The 17,054-nt window shown below is 49.3% G+C and carries 7 protein-coding genes; 3 read left to right on the top strand and 4 right to left on the bottom strand.

All coding sequences use genetic code 11. The annotated features are described in order from the left end of the window. Window positions 1–30: 30 nt before the first annotated feature. Window positions 31–1,935, bottom strand: a complete 1,905-nt coding sequence (locus AB4Z33_RS20515) for a motility associated factor glycosyltransferase family protein (RefSeq protein ID WP_442051669.1) — start codon at window positions 1,933–1,935, stop codon at window positions 31–33. A gap of 409 nt (window positions 1,936–2,344) precedes the next feature. On the opposite strand from AB4Z33_RS20515, the gene AB4Z33_RS20520 reads away from it, so the two are divergent. The 3 genes from AB4Z33_RS20520 (at window position 2,345) to AB4Z33_RS20530 (ending at window position 14,708) form a co-directional block, all read left to right on the top strand. After that, on the top strand, window positions 2,345–8,023 hold the full coding sequence (locus AB4Z33_RS20520; RefSeq protein ID WP_442051670.1) for a 5'-nucleotidase C-terminal domain-containing protein: 5,679 nt from the start codon (window positions 2,345–2,347) through the stop codon (window positions 8,021–8,023). A 160-nt stretch (window positions 8,024–8,183) separates the two neighbouring features. Then, a complete protein-coding gene (locus tag AB4Z33_RS20525; protein WP_442051680.1) occupies window positions 8,184–9,140 on the top strand; it encodes a sugar-binding transcriptional regulator in 957 nt (318 codons plus the stop codon). A gap of 363 nt (window positions 9,141–9,503) precedes the next feature. After that, complete coding sequence (locus tag AB4Z33_RS20530; RefSeq protein WP_442051671.1) at window positions 9,504–14,708, top strand: rhamnogalacturonan lyase family protein; 5,205 nt, start codon at window positions 9,504–9,506, stop codon at window positions 14,706–14,708. 436 nt (window positions 14,709–15,144) lie between these two features. Here the strand turns inward: AB4Z33_RS20530 and AB4Z33_RS20535 are convergent, their stop codons facing one another. Genes AB4Z33_RS20535 through AB4Z33_RS20545 form a run of 3 tightly spaced genes read right to left on the bottom strand, consistent with a single transcriptional unit; the run spans window position 15,145 to window position 17,010 of the window. Beyond that, window positions 15,145–15,510 carry a GntR family transcriptional regulator gene (locus tag AB4Z33_RS20535; RefSeq protein ID WP_442051672.1) on the bottom strand — a complete coding sequence of 122 codons (366 nt, stop codon included), beginning with the start codon at window positions 15,508–15,510 and terminating at the stop codon, window positions 15,145–15,147. Next, complete coding sequence (locus tag AB4Z33_RS20540) at window positions 15,510–16,163, bottom strand: ABC-2 transporter permease (protein WP_442051681.1); 654 nt, start codon at window positions 16,161–16,163, stop codon at window positions 15,510–15,512. The genes AB4Z33_RS20535 and AB4Z33_RS20540 overlap by 1 nt, the downstream gene beginning before the upstream one ends. Then, window positions 16,156–17,010 (bottom strand): ABC transporter ATP-binding protein, encoded by an 855-nt coding sequence (locus tag AB4Z33_RS20545; protein ID WP_442051673.1) that lies wholly within the window; start codon window positions 17,008–17,010, stop codon window positions 16,156–16,158. The genes AB4Z33_RS20540 and AB4Z33_RS20545 overlap by 8 nt, the downstream gene beginning before the upstream one ends. Between the last annotated feature and the right edge of the window lie 44 nt (window positions 17,011–17,054).

Here is a 17,054-nt window from a genome sequence, read left to right on the forward strand (position 1 = left end):
ATCGTCAATATTTTTATACTATTATTTTTACTACTCTTTTTTTGCTTCATTTGCAGTCAATCCTTTCGACAATAAGTATCGTTCTATTATTTGGTTGAACTCCTTAAAGTCAGGAGCTATCGATATATAGTCTTCATAGCACTGATATAAAAATTYGCCGAAAAGGGACAGAACAATCTCTGCCTTAATGGATAAGTCGGTCTCTATTTTGACGGTTACCATTTTGCTGTATAACATTTCGTATTGAACCCGATTCATCGGTTGTAAAAAGTAGCGGAAGAACAGATTCTGCTGCAACTCCTTAAACTGGCCGTCGAATCGCTGAAATACGTTAGGTTGTTGATTTGTCTTCAACGCCATCATCGTTTGTTGGATTCCTCCAAAGAGGCGTTGCAGCTCATCGTATTGTTGTATCATTTTCTCCTTTCTGGATAGTAAAAAGGCGGCGTTCAATTCATTATCGTCCGGCTGCATGAACCATTCCTTCATTACGCTTCCTGGTTCAATTCGCGTATTCATGATTTCCGCTAATGGCTTGAAGATTGTTCCCTCAATAGCTGCGCCATCCGCAGTCGCGTTGATGACGGGGATCGCCGGATTTTTTCGTATATAATGCTCCATCTCCTTGCGCATCAAATTCAAAKCCTTCGTCGTTCTAACCTTCTGCCCCGTTACGCTGATGACCGGGAGGTCGGCATCCCCTTCTTGAGGAGCATAKGGAACCCCTTTCGAATAGTAGCTATTGTCTCGATATGCGAAGTTTTGCCCAACCAAAATAATCGTAGAGCATTTTAATGCCTGTAGAACCTGCAGCGTAATAATGGCAATGGATGAGGCATCCTGAACAATGATGGAAGTATGCTCCTTGTCGAAATAATAGGACGAAACCGGATCCTGACTAATCGGTACGTATATTTTTAACCACGGGAACTGTTGTAACGTGTTTTGGTCGACTGTTGTGCCAAACACCAAGGGGAAGGCATCATTATTTTCGCGATTGGCCCGGTGAAATACCCTTTGAGTAGTTTCGTTTGGATCATAGGCAAACGCGGCATCGGGAACAAAGCCGTATTCAACGAACGTATTGATAGCCGAACCCACTGTAAATATGTAGGCGGAGCCGTTCTCTTTGATATTTCTGATGTTCTCCATTTCGTCTTGAAGTGATGGGCCTGCGGCGACCAACAGCACGGGCTTGTCCCGAAAATGATTCTGATAATCGAATATACTTCGAGACTGAATCGTATATTGGAAATTGCTCAGGCTGTTTTTTACCCACTTTTTCTCGAAATGATTGTTGATTTGCATGATCTGTTTCTTATTATCGACAATATTCTCCATAGTCTTTAATACATGAGCATGCAACGGTTGGAAGGCTCTCCGATAAGCGGGCAAAGTCAAGATGGTAAAACTGACGGATACCTGATAAACGAATGATTTCAGATCTTGATACGTTTGTGTTTGATCGAAGCCGATAAAAAGATTTCGCAACATAGTCACATCGAGCTCTTCGAGCGAAACCTCCGATAGAAATGCATGCAATGCTTTTGCCGACGGCTCGTAAATAGAATAAGGCACCTGGGGGTAAGCCTTGCTGAATTTGCGAATAAGGTAGCCGAGCCCGACTCCGAAGAAAAGGACGTGATGCTCCGTCTGAGACAATTGATCGTCTGCGTTTTGAAGGATTTGAGCAGCTTCCTGCCACGGATCGTGTTGGTTATGCAAATAGATCGATTGTTTGTCTAGCTTCACTGCTAAATTATTATATAAATGATATTCTCTCTGAATATCCAACTTGTCTAACGATGCTAATTGCTCTAAAGTAATTAATTTATAGTATAGATCCAAACGATTTTCCTTTAAATAGTTTAAGTTTTGTAGGTACATAGTTCCGCCTTCTATTTGTTTTTCTTTTATTATTCTACAATATAACACAATTTTCCTCCAATTTAGAATGTGAGTGGCTGTTGATCAACTCGGAAAGTGTCGGTTTTGATAGATTTCCGCGAAAAATATCAAGTTATTTCAGCCGATTGACAGATGTATGGCTCCACTGTATACTAGCCAGCATAAGTGATGTTAGTATATATGACATAGAATGATGCGGCTCGTTCCGGTTGGGCCCAAACGATTAGATCCCCTTACTTCATCGTGCAAACACTCTGTAACCAGATCGTGTGCATGTCTGCAGAAGGGGATTTTTGTTGTCGCATCTGAACAAATGTTCATGTTTACTAGAACTTAATTTCATTTTGATGCTTTGATTACAAATGAGAACTACTCTATTAAGGATGTAATGCTAGTTATTGTGAAATTTTTGGTAGGAGAGAGGAGAGAAAGAAAGATGTTGCATTGGATTTCCCGTATCAAGAGACAGACAGGTATGATGCTAGCGGCGGTTATGGTAGTCGGCAGTACGCTCGGAAGCATTGGCGCGCCAGTATGGGCAGCGTCGGCTGATCATGTTGTCATTTCGCAAGTGTACGGGGGCGGAGGCAACAACGGGGCAGAGTACAAAAATGATTTTATCGAGTTGTACAACCCCACCGATTCTCCGGTCACAATGACGAATTGGAAGGTACGTTATGCCAGTGCTGCTAATCCGTTTGATGCTGCTAATGTTACGGCTATAAATGGCACAATTAATGCCAAAGGCTACTTTCTAATTAAGCAATCGGCAGGCACAGGCGGGACGAAGGATCTGCCTGCTCCCGATGCAGTCGGAACGTTACTCTTGAGTGGCACGAACGGGAAAGTGGATTTGGTTGACGGTTCTAATACTACAATCGATTTGGTAGGCTTCGGGTCGGCAAACTTATCAGAGACGAGTCCGACCCCTGTATTATCGAACACGACCGCAGCTATTCGGAAGGCCGCTGCAGGCGCAGCGGAAGGCAGTCGCGGAGAGGATACGGATAATAACTCGGCCGATTTTGAAGTTAAAACGCCGGATCCTCGCAACAGCAGCTATAACGAGCTTGCCGTAAGTCCCGTTACGGCCTCGCCTAGGCCCAATGCTTGGCCTGCAGGTACGGAGATCTCGTTGGAGTCTGCAACGGTTGGTGCCTCTGTCTATGCTTCCGTGTATGGATCGGGAGGAACGGAAGACTTCGAGCCGTATACGGGACCGATCGTAATAAACGAAGCGACAACGATCAAAGCTTACGCGCAGGCGCAAGGTATGGCGGACAGCCCGGAGTCGACTTTCGACTATACGATATTGGAAAAGTCGGGCGTTGCTGCGGCGCGTACGACCGCTAAGGCGCAAAATGTGTGGACCGAAGGCGTCGTGACGCACATTGACGGTGCCGAAATGTACATTCAGGACGAAACGGGCGGTATCGTGTTGTACGGATTCTCGCCGTTTGCGGAGGTCGGAGACCTTGTCGAGGTCGGCGGCGTTATGGACATTTACAGTAATCTAGAGGAAATTAAGCCTCAGTCCGGGCTAACTTATGAGGTCGCCCAGCAGGATGCCGGCGTACCGGAACCAAAGCTGTTAACGGGCGCGGATTTGTCGGCGGCTAACGGCGAGGCTCACGAGGCGGAGCTCGTTACGCTTGAAGATGTGACGATCACCGKCAAAGAAGGAAGCAAAGTAACCGCTAGCCAAGGCGGCAACACCTTTACAATCTACTCCAGCCTATCGAAATTATCGGTAAATAAAACTTTTGAAAAAATAACGGGTGTGATTAAGCAGTTTAACGCGGATTATCAGTTCATTCCGCTAAACGATGCCGCGCTGGTAGAGGATATGCTTTCGGTAAATGCAAGTCCGGGAGCAGGCCGAATTATTATCGGAAGCTCGGTAACTCTCTCGAGCCCGACTAGCGGAGCTGTGATTTACTATACGCTGGATGGTACTAGCCCAACGGCTGCAAGCGAGCTCTATGACGAACCGATTACGGTAAGCGAAGACGTTGTCATTAAAGCGATAGCCGTTGCCGGCGGACAGACTAGCGATGTCTATACGTTCGAATACGAGGCTTCGGTGGCCCCGCGCATCCACGATATTCAGGGCGAATCCCATTCGTCGGAATATGCGGGACAGACGGTTACGGACGTTGAAGGCGTCGTAACGCAGTACGGTTACACCTTCGCCACGGGCGCTTACAAAGGGTTCTTCATGCAGGATCCGAATCCCGATGATAACATCAACACTTCCGAAGGGATCTTCGTATACAGCACGAACGAATCGCTGAAGCCGACAATCGGGAGCCAGGTTGCGGTGACGGGTGCGGTATCCGAGTACAATGAAGGAAGCACAAGCAATTTAACGTCTACGCAAATTACGATGACCGCAAGAGCAATCTTATCTCCGACCGGGGCGATGCCTGAAGCCGTCACGCTTGGCAAGAACGGCAGAGTGATTCCATCATCCATCATCGACAATGACACCGTTCCGATGACGCAGTTCCAGCCATCGGAGGATGCCATCGACTTCTATGAATCCTTGGAGGGCATGCTCGTTAAGCTGCCAACGCCTACGATTTTGAGTCCGTATTGGACAAGCGGAAACGGCAACTCCATGCTGTACAATATACCGACAAGAATCGAAAATGATGCAAACGACGTTGTTACGGCTGCAGGAGGGTTGGTGCTTAAAGAGCTGAACAACCTGAATCCGCAGCGTCTCTTGATCGCGTACGGCGATCCGGGTCAGGAAGTCAGTACAGGCGACAAGTTCAATAGCGACGTAACAGGCGTTATTGGCTACAACAACGGCAATTTCAAGGTGATTCCGGCATGGAACGGCTTGCCGGCTATTACCCAAAATACGTTCGAGCGTGAAACGACTACGCTTGAAATCAACGACGATAAATTATTAATCGCTTCTTATAACATTGAAAATTATTACCCGGGCGTAGGGGCGACCAAGACGGAGAAATTGGCCGAATCGATCGTATCCAACATGAAGAAACCGGATATTATCGGCGTCGTCGAGATGCAGGACGGCAACGGCGAAACGAATAACGGCACGGTTGAAGCGGATGCATCCGACTTAATCGCCGCGATCAAAGCTGAAGGCGGTCCCGATTACGTCTACACGGACATCGCTCCTCAGAACAACCAGGATGGCGGAGCGCCAGGCGGAAATATTCGCGTAGGGTTCCTTTACAATCCGGATCGCGTAAGCCTCTCTAGCAGCGAGAACGATCGGAAAGGTTCCGCGATCGAAGCTGTTGGATACACAGCCGCTACGAATGAATTGAACTACAATCCGGGCCGAATCGATCCGACGAACCCTGCATTCAACAGCTCGCGCAAGCCGCTTGCGGCTCAGTTCGAATTCAAAGGCGAGAAAGTAATCGTCATCGCCAACCACTTTAATTCCAAAGGCGGCGACAACGGGCCATTCGGCGTCGTTCAACCTCCTGTGCTGTCGAGCGAAGCGCAGCGTCATCAAATCGCGGCAATCGTGAACGGCTTTGTAAAGGATGTGCTTACGAAAAATTCGGAGGCCAATATTGTCGCTCTAGGCGACTTGAACGACTTCCAATTCACTCCAACGGCACAGATATTGAAAGGAAACGAGCTCGACAATCTGATCGACGAGCTTCCGTTGAACGAACGGTACACGTATACGTTCGACGGCAATTCGCAGGTGCTTGACCATATTTTGGTCAGCAAAAACCTGACTGCAAGCGCTGAGGCGGACGTTGTCCACTTGAACGCGGACTTCTCGCCGTCGGACGGCCGGGTATCCGATCATGACGCCGTTATGGCGCAGCTCGACCTGAAGAAGCCGTCCGGCTTCCCGCTTACGGTTCTGCATACGAACGACACGCATGCGAATTTGGATACAACCAGCTCGCCGAATAGCGTCCTTCGCCGCGTGACGGCGATTAAGGATGCGAAAGCGGGCGCGACGAATCCGATTCTTGTCGATGCGGGCGACGTGTTCTCCGGTACGCTGTATTTCAACAAGTATCTGGGTCAAGCGGATCTCGAATTCATGAATTTGGTCGGTTACGACGCGATGACGTTCGGCAACCATGAGTTTGACAAAAACTCGCGAGTGCTTGCCGATTTTATCGGCAATGCCGAGTTCCCGTTCGTTTCCTCTAACGTGAACTTCTCGGATGATGCGATTCTGAAAGAGATGTTCAAGAATGAAATCGGAAATCCGGGCAGCGACAAAACGATCTATCCGGCGCTTATTATGGATGTTGACGGCGAGAAGATCGGAATCATCGGCTTGACGACGGAGGATACGGCGAATATCGCTTCGCCTGGCGACGTCAAGTTCGAGGACGCGGAGGCTAAGGCTGCTGCTGCGGTTGCCATGCTGAAGGGGCAAAACATTAATAAAATCATCGTGCTATCCCACCTGGGCTACGATGCGGACGTTGAGCTTGCCAAAGCGGTTAACGGCATCGACATTATTGTCGGCGGTCATAGCCATACCAAGCTGGACGAAGCGGTTGTCGACAATACCGACCCGAACGCGCCGAAGCTTATCGTGCAAACCGGGGAGAAGGGCCAATTCCTTGGCAGACTCGAAGTTATGTTTAACGATGAAGGCGTTCTGACGGAATGGGACGAAGAGCTGATCTCCATTGACGCGAAGAACGGCACGGCGTATGTCGTGGCCGAGGATGCGGAAGCGAAAGAGATCCTCGATACCAAGTATAAACCGGGTATTGTTGAGCTTTCGGGTACGGAGGTCGGCAATACGGAAGTCATACTGAACGGCGTAAGAGCGGACGTACGCTCGAAGGAGACGAATCTCGGCAATCTGATTGCTGACGGCATGCTGGCCGCAGCCAAGGCGGCTGGCACGAATGCGGTCATCGCGCTGCAGAACGGCGGCGGCATCCGCGACTCGATCAATGCAGGTGCGATTACGCAAGGCGAAGTGCTTACGGTTCTTCCGTTCAATAACGATCTGGTTACCATTTCGTTAACGGGACAAGAAATCAAGGAAGCAATGGAGAACGGTGTCTCCACCATTACGACGACAAAGGACGGCCGGTTCCCGCATGTTGCGGGCATGCGATTCGACTATGATTCAACCAAGCCGGTGAACGAGCGCGTCGTGCGCATAGAGGTGAAGAATGGCAACAGCTATGTTCCTCTTGATCTGAACGCGACCTATGAAGTGGCAACTAATGCGTTCACGGCCAAAGGCGGAGACTTCTACGCTTCGCTGGAGAAGGCTTATAAAGAGGGACGCGTTAATCTGCTTTATTTGCCGGATTACGAGGTATTTACGAAGTATATCCAGAAGGTTGGAACGATTACGGCGTCTACGTCAGCAGTCGAGGGAAGGATCGTTGATTTGAACGGTAGTCCGCTGCCGACACCGACGCCGACACCGACACCGACACCGAAGCCAACGCCAAAACCGCCGGTAACAACGCCAACACCGGAACCGACGGCAACGCCGACACCAACGCCAACACCGACACCGACACCGACACCTACACCTACACCGACACCGACACCTACTCCTACTCCGGAGGCGCCGGAAGTTTCGTTTACGGATGTGGGCAACCACTGGGCCGCGGAGTCGATCGAATCTGCTATCGAAGCGGGCTTTATTAGCGGTTACGGGGACGGTACGTTCCGTCCTGATGGCCAAACGACAAGAGCGGAGTTTGTTACGATGATAGGCAGAGCGCTTAAGCTTGATGTTTCATCGAGCGGCGAATTGAACTTTGCGGATGCCGATCAAGTGCCGGCATGGGCGCAATCATTTTTCGCCCAGTTGGTCAAGGAACAAGTCATCGCTGGTTATGAGGACAATACGCTGCGTCCGTCCAATCCGTTGACACGGACGGAGATGACCATCATTCTAGTGCGGGCGCTGGGCATTGAGGTCGATCCCGATGCAGTGCCAACGTTTACCGATGCCGATGACATCAAGCTGTGGGCTCGTCCGTATATTGCGGCTGCTTATGCAGAGGGCTTGATTGAAGGCATGGGCGGCAACCGGTTCGAGCCGGAATTAAACGCAACGAGGGCTGAGGTCGTTACCTTGCTGCTTTCCGTTCTGGAGTATTTGAAGAACAAGCAATAAGGAGACCATAAGCTAACCAGATTGTGCAAGAGTCCCGGTTCACTGCATTCGCGAGTGGGCAGGGGCTCTTTTGCATGCGCGGCAGTCATTGTCAATAGGACGGCCATTTGGTATAGTTTTGAAGAAAATAATGATTCATGTTGAGAAGAGTTGGGTGCTAATGGCGGATGAGCGAGCGGAAGATAAGCTTAGCAAAATGATAGATGCGGCAAGACTATATTATGAACTAAATCACAATCAAGAGGAAATCGCCCAGAAGCTTGGCGTCTCGCGTCCGACGATCTCGAGATTCTTGCAGCAAGCGAAGGACGAAGGGTATGTGCAAATCAAGATCGTCCACCCGGGAGAAAACAACGGTGCTCTTGCGGTAAGATTGGAGACGAAGTTCGGGCTGAGGAAAGCGGTAGTCGCATCGGTGCCGCATTACGAGGACGGCGTTGTCAAAAAGTACATCGGCGAGGCAGCGGCCCACTATCTATATGATACGGTCAAGAATGGCGACATTATCGCCGCTACATGGGGGACGACGCTGTATCAAGTGGCGCTTCATCTGAAGGACAAGCCTGTCCGCGACGTCAAGGTCGTACAGTTGAACGGCGGCGTCAGCCACTCGGAGACGAATACATATGCGTATGAAGTTTTACATTTGTTCGGCAAAGCATTCCACACCATGCCGTATTTCATCCCGTTGCCGGCGCTGGTCGATCATAAGATCGTGAAGCAGACGATCGAGAAGGATCGCCATATCCGCAATATTTTGGAGCTAGGCAAGCAGTCTAATATCGCCGTGGTGACAGTAGGAGCTCCGTCCGAGGATTCGGTGCTGATTCGAGCGAACTATTTTACCGAGGAGGAACTGGCTATTATTCGAGCGAAAGGGGCAGGAGACATCTGCTCCCGTTATATCGACACGGCCGGCGACATTTGCTCGGAGGAGCTTGATCAACGGACGATCGGCATCAGCCTGGACGAGCTAAAGCGGAAGGAACAGTCCATTCTAGTTGCCGGCGGGGCAAAGAAGGTAGACGGTATCTTCGGTGCGTTGACCGGTGGGTACGCGAACGTACTAATTACGGACCAATTTTCGGCCCGATATTTGCTGGAGCGGGAGAAGTAACGAGACGATGTAAATCCACAACCGGGTGAGGTTGTGGATTTTTGATTTGAGGAGAATGATGGATTCGATTTACTTGAATTGTCTTGGCCGTATAGAACATTTTTGATTCTACCTATGATTGTTGATACAAAATCAAAAATGACAATGACAATCAATAATCATCATATACGAAAAAGTCGGTGATGGATTATACTTCAAACACATTCTTGCCACTGTAAGAACATCCATATTCGGTTCAGTATATCCCTACAGACGCGAGGTGAGAGCACGAGAATTGAAAGCGCTTTAGCGAAGGGGAACCGGAGAATGAGCTTAATGAGGCGGGACTTGCAACTCTATGCATGGCTAGGAGGAGTGAAGTAAATGAAGAGAAGGCTTAAGAAGTACATGTCTGTACTGCTCGTCGTTTCCATGGCATTTATGCTTATGCCCGCGGTGGTTTTGGGCGCGGAAGAAGATGGGGGCACCGCATCAACCCCTTTGACAGAAGTGGGCAATGTATTGGATTTTGAGGATGGCGAGCTGGCAGGGACCGTAACCGGCGCTCCGGCAGCCACTGGCTCCGGATCAATTACGGTAGCTGATTTTGACTCCAAAGTACTTCGCGTTCAACCTCCATCCGATACCGATTCGAGCACGGCCAAACAAGCAAGTTATTGGTGGACTCTTCCTCTTGATAGCGGCGAATATGACCTTACCGGCAAAGATCAGGTTGAAGTCACCTTTGACTGGTGGGTTGACATTACCCGCCCTAGCGCGAACTCGCTCGATGTCCGCCTTAACGACGGTGCGGATCAAGTCGTAACGCTTCGAACTGCCGGAGGCGGAACTAATGCGAACTCACCGGCAACCGTATCCTACTACACAGGAAATATGACAGCCAATAACGCTCCGGCAATAGGAAGTGCCACTAACGCGCTAACAGGCGTGCCGCGCTTGACCAAACTTTCGGCAACTATAAACGTTGATCTTCTGGCACAAGAGGCATCAATCAGCGTTACCGACGGCGGTTCACTGGCATACACCACGCCTCAGCCAATCGCAATAGGCTCCGATGAGCTGACCAGCATGAGCATAGGCGCGAGCCGGGCAAGCGGACAGACCTGGGCAAGGTTTAACGCGGTTACGGGCGTTGACTGGGATGAAAGCACCTATGGAATGCGCGTTGATAATATCCTATTCAAGGCCGCTTCGTCCGGTGGAGTAAAACCGATCATCAACCCGAGCGAAATAACCATATCCCCAACTTCCACCGCTAATTTGGAATATGGAGAAGGTTCGCTTGCCGACAAGCATTCAGCCACATTCAGCGCGGTTGTCATGCCTATCAATGCAACCGACCGAACGTTTAAATGGTCGATCAGTGACGATACCATTGCCGCTATCGTTGTAAACGATGATGACAGCGTAACCGTTACTGCGGTCGGCGAAGGCGAGGCCACTCTTACGGCTGTGTCCAATATGGACGGTTCCATTACGAACAGCGTACGTATCAATGTAACCTATGTGCCGTCGATTACGGAGCCTACTCCGGACTTTTCTGCCCTATTAGCAGATGGGTACACGCAGCAATTCGGAAGCAATTTTGCAGGTGACGCTGCAACCCCGCTATGGATATTCGCTGGCGGTACATACCATACGCTTGCCAGAGAAGAYGCTCCGCAAGTCAATAATTATTTCGGATTTGCCGCGTCCGGTTCAGGCAACCGCGGCGGTAAGGGAGATTTGCCGTATGCCGTTTCCGGCAGCAAGGTATATGCTAATTTGGACTGGAAGGTTCCAGCGGTTTCCACCGCGCAGAATACGTTTAATTTAAGTTTCCAGGATGGATCCAATGTTCTGCTTAGTTTAAGAACAGGCACCTATAACGGCGCAAGGACAATAGGCGCGTTTGCAGGGGCTTTACCGGGACCAACCGGCTCTAACCCGGCTAATTTTTGGAGCAGCAACCGTTACCATGCGTTTACTTATAACGAGGTTAATATATGGTATACGGTAGGCATAGAGTTTGATTTTGACACGATGATCGCTACGGTTTCCCTTGTTCCGAGGGATAATGCCGCGGCGGAGCCGTCGGTGCTGACGGTTCCTTTTGAGGGAAGCCAGATAAGCTCGTTCGTTCTTACTGGCGAGCGTGCTGGAGGAAATAACCTCGGCGTTGTAGATAATGGCGTCGATAACTTGTACTTCTTTACAAAGCCTCTTTCATCGGACACGATAACAGAAGTGCTGCCATATGACTTCTTGCCGGAGCGTCCAGGGGCAGCGGACAATAATACATGGCAGAGTTGGTTTAAGACGGTTTACATCGGGGATGTGGCTGATGAGGCAGGGCTTAATCTGCCGGCAACCATTAATGTTAAGGTGGCGGGCGGCACTACCGAATCGGTAGGCGTAACCTGGGAATTGACAGAAGCCCCATGGTCTGCAACAGCCGCGGAGTTGGTTTATGACCCGAATAAGCAGGGCGTATTCTCCTATGTAGGAACGCTTGCGGGTGTACCTGGCGTAGCAGTCAACAGAATGGGAGTATCAGCGAAGCTTTACATTGAGAACCGCTATGAAGACAAAATGACATCCGAGCCGTACTCAATGGAGTGGCTGGACAGAGGAGTTGTAGCCGTTCCGGCAAACAGCGGAGAAGGCATACTTGTAACATGGCGATTGCTCGCTTCGGAATATAACAAGGGCTTAACATTTAACGTGTACAGAAACGGCGATAAGGTCAACACGTCACCGGTTGCTGTGCTGGATTATGTTGACGCAGGCGGTACAACCGGAGATTTCTACGAGGTAGAGACGATAAGTACCGGCGCAATAAGCAATCCTGCAACTGCATGGGCCAACAATCATATCGATATTCCGATGCAGAGGCCGGCGGATCGTCCAAACCCGGCGCTTGCTTACGGCGCGACATCCAGTGCGGATCCTATTACCTACACAGCCAACGACACTTCCGTAGCGGATGTTGATGGTGATGGACAATATGAGATTCTTGTAAAATGGTATCCGTCTCAGGCGCAAGACCCGGGCCTTACAAACAGGCATACCGGCGAGACGATATTCGACTTGTATACCCTTGAGGGCAAGTTGCTGTGGAGAATCAACCTGGGTATCAATATCGTATCCAGCGCGCATCACAGCGCGTTCAACTTCTATGATCTGGATCAGGACGGAAAAGCCGAGTTCTCGGTTAAAACAGCAGACGGAACCAGGGGGTATCTTCCTAAAGCGGACGGTACGATCGATGACCTGACTGACACTCCGGCTTGGGTATTGGGCGACCCTGAAGCGGTATGGGTAGGCGGACTTCAAAACCCGTCAAATGATAACCAGGTCAACAATACGGCGCTTGGCAGAGTGGCGTCCGGCCCGGAAACCTTAACGGTATTCAACGGCGAAACAGGCACGCCGGGTGATACGGTCGATTATTTTGCGCCGTACAACATAACCTCCAACTGGGGCGACACCAACAATAACCGCAGCGATCGCTTCAACGGAGCGGCGGCCTATATGCCGAAGAATGGCGAGTATGGCGCGGAGCCTTATCCTACGGTTATCGAGGTGCGAGGTCACTACGGTCCGCATTTTGCAGCTGCTTATCAGTTCATAGACGGCAACATTGTGGAACTCTGGACGTTTACGCTAGCGAATTGGAACGCCGGCAGTAATCAAGGCAATCATAACTTACAGATTGCCGATGTGGATTTTGACGGTTATACCGAGGTAGTGCTGGGCGGCGTCACGATCGACCAAGACGGAACGCTCCTGTGGAGCACCAACGGAACCAGGGGTACAGTAGCTGCGGGTCACGGTGACGCTCTGCACGTAGCCGCAATGGTTCCGGGCAGCAACGAGATCTATGTGTTCCAGCCGCATGAAGCCGGGCCTCCGAACAATGTAACCTTGGTTCGCGGTTCTACAGGGGAGCCTGTGTGGACGTATGCGGCAAACCTAGGCGATGTTGGGCGCGGCGTTGCGGCGAATGTAACTCCTTTGCCGGGCTTCGAGGTTTGGGGAATATCGACGCCTATGTACAATGTTGTGAGCGGCGAGGTTATTACAACCGATGTCGGAGGCATTGGCGTAGCTAACAAGGCTCCCGTTAACTTCATCCTGTATTGGGACGGAGACCTGCTTAGCGAGTTCTTTGACGGGCCGGATAATTCGACCACAACAGGCGCGCCATCCATCACGAAGTTTAATTATGAGATTGAAACCGGGAACAGCGAGCTTACAACGCTTCAGACTTTGACCGGAACCTATTCCAACAACGGAACAAAGGCGAATCCAAGCCTGATCGCCGATATCCTCGGAGACTGGCGCGACGAGGTTCTTGTTCGCACTAGCGACAACAATTCTTTAAGAATCTACACGACGGATATTCCGACGGACAATGTGATTTTCACGCTGATGCATGATCCGCAGTATCGTTTGGCGGCGAACTCGCAGAACGCTATGTACAACCAGCCGGAGCATTTGAGCTTCTACCTGGGTGAAGACATACGAGACGAAGTTCAGGCGATGCAGCTTCCGGCGCCCAACCTCTACTATACGGATGCGCCAGCGGTGAATTCTACGCTTTCGGCAACGACGGCAACGTTCTATAAGAATGCTAGAGCTGACATCACGGTTACGGTTATACTAAAAGGAAACACGCTCACAGGAATCAAGAAGGGTGATACTGTACTTGCTGACACCGATTACAGCCTCGCTGCTGCAACTTTGGACGGCAAGCAAACGGTTACGATCAAGAAGAGCTACTTGGCAACGCTATCGAATGATGATGTCCTGACCTTCGTGTTCAGCGCAGGCGAGCCAGCGGAACTGAAGATCAAGGTGACGACGAAGCAGACGCCAAATCCGACACCGAATCCGGAAACTCCGACGGTTCCTGACTCGTCAACGGATTCCGGTACCGCGGAACAGAAGCCCACTCCGGAGAAGCCGGTACTGAACAAAGCCATCGCGAACGCAGAGCAGATAAAGGCTAATGTACAGCAAGCGCTGCAAGCGAATTCGCCGGCCAACTTCTCTGACGTACCGGGGACGCATTGGGCTGCAAAAGCAATCGAATATGCTTCGCAGCTTGGCATTGTCGAAGGCGATCCTAACGGTGAGTTCAAAGGTTCGGATCATGTAACCCGAGCTGAATTCGCTTCGATGATCGTTCGTGCGTTAGGTATGGATACGACAGGAGAGGACGGTTCCTTCTCCGACACGGATGGTCACTGGGCAGATGCATCCATTAGAGCATTGCATCGCGCAGGTATCGTATATGGTGCAGGCAATGGCGCGTTCAATCCTAACCAAGAGATCACTCGCGCCGAGATGGCTGCAATCCTAGCTCGTGTGCTGAACATGAGCGAGGCTAACGGAGTATCAAAGTTCTCCGATATCAGCGGTCATTGGGCTGCAGACCATATCGATCAGCTTAGCCGAGCAGGCATCGTGAACGGTGTCGGCGAAGGTAAGTTCGCACCGAATGGTACCGCTAACCGCAATCAGTCGGTGGCGATCATCATGCACATGCTGAACAACGTACTTGATCTCGGTCTCGATCTGTAAAATAATGAGGCTGTGGAAGTACGGACAATATGGGCTCTAAACGGTGCATATCGGACAATTTGTAGTCATTACGGACCCAGATAGCTTTAAAAGCATGCCAAACCCGTAATTACTGTTGAAATGGGATGATTACGGTTCGTTCGGTCCGTAATGATCTCACACTGAACGGGATGCCATTGATAGAGACGTCTCTGTCCGCAACGGCCTTATTAGCTTGATTTGAAAGGGCAAATTCAACATATATCTGCAGCATCCGTACAAATATCTGGCAGAGGAGGATGACGATTCAATCTATGGATGCGATCTTGAGTGTCGCAGAAGGAGAGCTCCTTAACTACTCAAAATAACGAGAAGTTTACGGTGTAATATTAGTTGAAAAAACGCACCCTGAGGGATGCGTTTTTTTGTTTGCTGATTTTTTCCAATTAAATTATAATCAATAAATTTCCTTCAAAAGCTCAAACACTTCCTCTACAGAAAGCCCGAAGGATTTGTAATACGAGGTGTCGATGATCATTTGCTTCAGGATCATTTCATTTCGTTTTTGGAGCATTTCATCGGGGGAGAGCTCGGTAACAAAACATCCTTTGCCGGTTACGGTGTAGATCAAACCAAGCCGCTCGAGCTCCTCCCATGCTTTTTTGACGGTAATGATACTGACGCGAAGTTCTGTGGCCGCTTGGCGTATGGGAGGCAAGCTATATCCGTTTTCTAGTTCGCCCTTCAGGATTTGTGCGCTGATTTGTTCAAAAAGCTGCTGATAAATAGGCTTCTCAGAGGTGTTCGATATAGCTATGTTCATTAGATTTCCACTTTCTCAAACCGTTTAATGGCAATACGATAAGCGATATACGTACAAATCGCGAATATGGCTATGCCCGTGATCAGGATTCCAAATTGAAGAGCGAGATTATCGGCACCGGTTCCTTTGAAAAGATCATGCACGAACGAATTTTGTATTCCGAGCCATTCCGCCCCTATGGCGAACAAAATGGCAGCCGTTATGGAAACAATCGACGCAGCGCCGTATTTGTAGGCTGTCTTATAATACATGGATATAAAGATGATGTTGAAGATCGCAACCATGACGAAGCATAGTCCCCAGAATCCTAACGAGGGCTGGAAGAAATAGTAGATCAAATTCGGATATAAGCGGATACTGATGAAGCCAAAGATCATGGCCACTACAAGGTGCAGCAATTCCATAATGACAATAACGGATACCCTTGCTTTTACCATGTCATTTTTGGTTACAGGCAGTATGCTCGTAAATATGAGATCGTTTTGCGTTTTATAGCCTGCGAACATATTCGGTATCGTAATGAAGCAAAAGTAAAGGATGACTAGGAAATACAACCATGAGGGAATAAACATTAAGGCGCCCGTCAAAAAAGGCATCACATAAAAGAAGGGACTTACGCCTAACTTCATTTCTTTCATCAGTAAGTTATACATCATTATCCTCCTTTTTCGAGAAGTAGATCATGATCTCTTCGAGATTGGGCGCGGTTGATTTGATATCCGAAGAGGAATCGAAATCGCTCGTATGGATCAAGCCAGTAAAGCCGAATGAATTTTTCTTATAGGAAATCAACTTGTCCTTGATCGAATCCAATTGCTCTTTGCTCCCGTTCACCAGACGATAGGTGTCGATGAATTGTTCTTTCTCGGAGCTGTTAATAATTTGTCCGTTATGGATGTAAGTAATATAGTCCGCGCACTTTTCCAAGTCGGAAGTGATATGGGTGGAGAACAGGATGGTGATTTCGCCATCTTCGACCAGCTCTTGAAAAATATCCAGCAGATTATCTCTCGCAACCGGATCAAGTCCGCTCGTAGGCTCATCCAGGATAAGGATTTTTGCGCCATGCGATAAAGCTAAGGCCAAGTTGTATTTTACTTTCATACCGGTGGATAGCTCGGCAATTTTTTTATTCTCATTCAAGTTAAATTTTTTTAGATAATTATGATAGGCTTGATCATCCCAATTGCGATAGAACTTTTTGATTACGTTCGTTAAGGTCTTGATTTTGCTGCGCGTGTAGAAATCGATATCCCCAAACGCCGAGCCGATATTTTGTTTTAGTTCGACTTCGTGTTTGATCAAATCTTTGCCCAAAATACGAATCTCGCCGCTATCCATGCGAGTCAAGTTCAGGATGGATTTGATAGTGGTTGTTTTTCCTGCGCCATTGGCTCCRATAAAGCCCATAATATAACCTTTTTCCAGTTGAAAAGACACGTCTTTCAATTGAAAATGCTCATACTTTTTGTTTAATGCTTTGATCTCTAAGGCCAGCATATCGTACCTCCGCTCCATAATTGTGTATGTTGTGTATGCACAAT

The organism is Paenibacillus sp. 2TAB19 (genome assembly GCF_052115185.1).
Lineage (GTDB): Bacteria > Bacillota > Bacilli > Paenibacillales > Paenibacillaceae > Pristimantibacillus.

What these genes read in the sequence shown, in the direction of transcription:
- AB4Z33_RS20540 (WP_442051681.1), bottom strand. Translation starts at nt 16,163, where the DNA reads ATGTATAACTTACTGATGAAAGAAATGAAGTTAGGCGTAAGTCCCTTC.
- AB4Z33_RS20535 (WP_442051672.1), bottom strand. Translation starts at nt 15,510, where the DNA reads ATGAACATAGCTATATCGAACACCTCTGAGAAGCCTATTTATCAGCAG.
- AB4Z33_RS20525 (WP_442051680.1), top strand. Translation starts at nt 8,184, where the DNA reads ATGGCGGATGAGCGAGCGGAAGATAAGCTTAGCAAAATGATAGATGCG.